Genomic DNA, 1,875 nt, shown 5'->3' with positions numbered 1-1,875 from the left:
ACAGCACAAATCAACTATCCGGCCGTCATGGAATTTTCATGCCGGTCCCCAGGATCTGCTCTGGGAGCCGACGTTGATCGACTCGGGCCGAATTATTCGGCGTGGGTCGAAATTGACATATGAACAGTGGTGCGACAGCAGCAGTGCTACTACGGCGTCCAATGCAACCTGAGACTCATTCTCTCTTGTCTGTACGACGCCCCAACAGAGAGAGAGTTCGACATGGCGGGACAGAAGATCCGCATTCGACTTAAGTCGTATGACCACGAGGTCATCGACATTTCGGCGCGCAAGATCGTCGACACGGTGACCCGTGCGGGCGCTACGGTCGTCGGCCCCGTGCCGCTTCCGACCGAGAAGAACGTGGTGTGTGTCATCCGTTCTCCTCACAAGTACAAGGACAGCCGGGAGCACTTTGAAATGCGCACCCACAAGCGTCTGATCGACATCATTGACCCGACACCGAAGGCCGTTGACTCGCTTATGCGCCTCGACCTGCCGGCAGACGTCAACATCGAGATCAAGCTCTAGGGCCCGTGATGTCTTACTCAGATACCAAGACCACCAAGGGTCTCCTCGGCAAGAAGCTCGGCATGACTCAGGTGTGGGACGAGAACAACAAGCTTGTTCCCGTCACCGTCATCGAGATCGCGCCGAACGTTGTCACGCAGATCCGTACAAAGGCCGTCGACGGCTACAACGGCGTTCAGATCGCCGCTGGTGCCATCGACCCGCGCAAGGTCAACAAGCCCCTTGCCGGCCACTTCGACAAGGCCGGCGTCACGCCGCGCCGCCACATCACCGAGCTCCGCACTGCGGATGCCGCTGACTACTCCCTGGGCCAGGAGCTCACCGTTGACGGTGTCTTCGCTGCCGGAACCAAGGTTGATGTCATGGGCACCAGCAAGGGTAAGGGTTTCGCCGGTGTTATGAAGCGTCACAACTTCAAGGGTGTCTCCGCTTCCCACGGTTCGCACCGTAACCACCGCAAGCCCGGTTCCATCGGTGCTTCCTCGACCCCGAGCCGTGTCTTCAAGGGCATGCGCATGGCCGGTCGTATGGGTGGCGAGCGCGTTACCGTGCTGAACCTCAAGGTGTACTCGGTTGACGCCGACAAGGGCGTCATGCTCGTCAAGGGCGCCGTTCCCGGTGCTCGTGGCCGACTCGTATTCGTCCGCAACGCAGTGAAGGGAGCGTAGTTATCATGACTACCGCACTCGACATCCTCGACGCCACGGGCGCAAAGGCAGGCTCAGCTGAGCTTCCCGCCGAGCTCTTCGACGTTCAGGCCAACATTCCGCTCATTCACCAGGTCGTTGTCGCGCAGCTCGCTGCCGCACGCCAGGGAACCTCCAAGGTCAAGCGCCGTGGTGAAGTTTCCGGTGCTGGTCGCAAGCCGTTCAAGCAGAAAGGAACCGGTCGCGCTCGTCAGGGCTCGATCCGCGCTCCCCAGATGACCGGTGGTGGCATCGTCCACGGACCGACGCCTCGCAGCTATGACCAGCGCACCCCGAAAAAGATGATCGCCGCAGCCCTCAAGGGTGCCCTGTCGGACCGCGCACGTGGCGGCCGCCTGCACATCGTTGAGTCGCTGTTCACGGGCGAAACTCCTCACACGAAGACCGCCCAGGCCCTGCTCACGCAGATCGCCAGCAGCAAGCACGTGCTGGTCATCCTGGAGCGTACCGACGAGATGACGCTGCGAAGCATTCGCAACCTCCCGACGGTTCACATCCTTTCGTGGGACCAGCTCAACGCCTATGACGTGCTCGTCAGCGACGACATCGTCTTCACCAAGGGCGCGTTCGACGCGTTCGTGGCGAGCAAGACCAAGAAGGAAGAGGTGTCCGCATAATGGTTACCGCAATCAACAAG

3 protein-coding genes are annotated in these 1,875 nt (G+C 60.5%); all 3 read left to right on the top strand.

The window, feature by feature from the left end:
* The first annotated feature begins 222 nt into the window (after positions 1–222).
* From rpsJ to rplD, 3 genes are read left to right on the top strand one after another with little or no spacing between them, the layout of a single operon-like run.
* Positions 223–531, top strand: a complete 309-nt coding sequence (rpsJ, locus tag JF66_RS18760) for a 30S ribosomal protein S10 (RefSeq protein ID WP_035834607.1) — start codon at positions 223–225, stop codon at positions 529–531.
* An 8-nt stretch (positions 532–539) separates the two neighbouring features.
* Positions 540–1,199, top strand: a complete 660-nt coding sequence (rplC, locus tag JF66_RS18755) for a 50S ribosomal protein L3 (RefSeq protein ID WP_035834608.1) — start codon at positions 540–542, stop codon at positions 1,197–1,199.
* Between the two features lie 5 nt (positions 1,200–1,204).
* Entirely contained in the window at positions 1,205–1,855 is a 651-nt protein-coding gene (gene rplD / locus JF66_RS18750; protein ID WP_035880388.1) for a 50S ribosomal protein L4, read from the top strand.
* Positions 1,856–1,875 lie beyond the last annotated feature (20 nt).

The organism is Cryobacterium sp. MLB-32 (assembly GCF_000738085.1).
GTDB lineage: Bacteria > Actinomycetota > Actinomycetes > Actinomycetales > Microbacteriaceae > Cryobacterium.
Note: the sequence above shows the minus strand (reverse complement) of the source record. Positions and strands in the feature narration are given on the sequence as shown.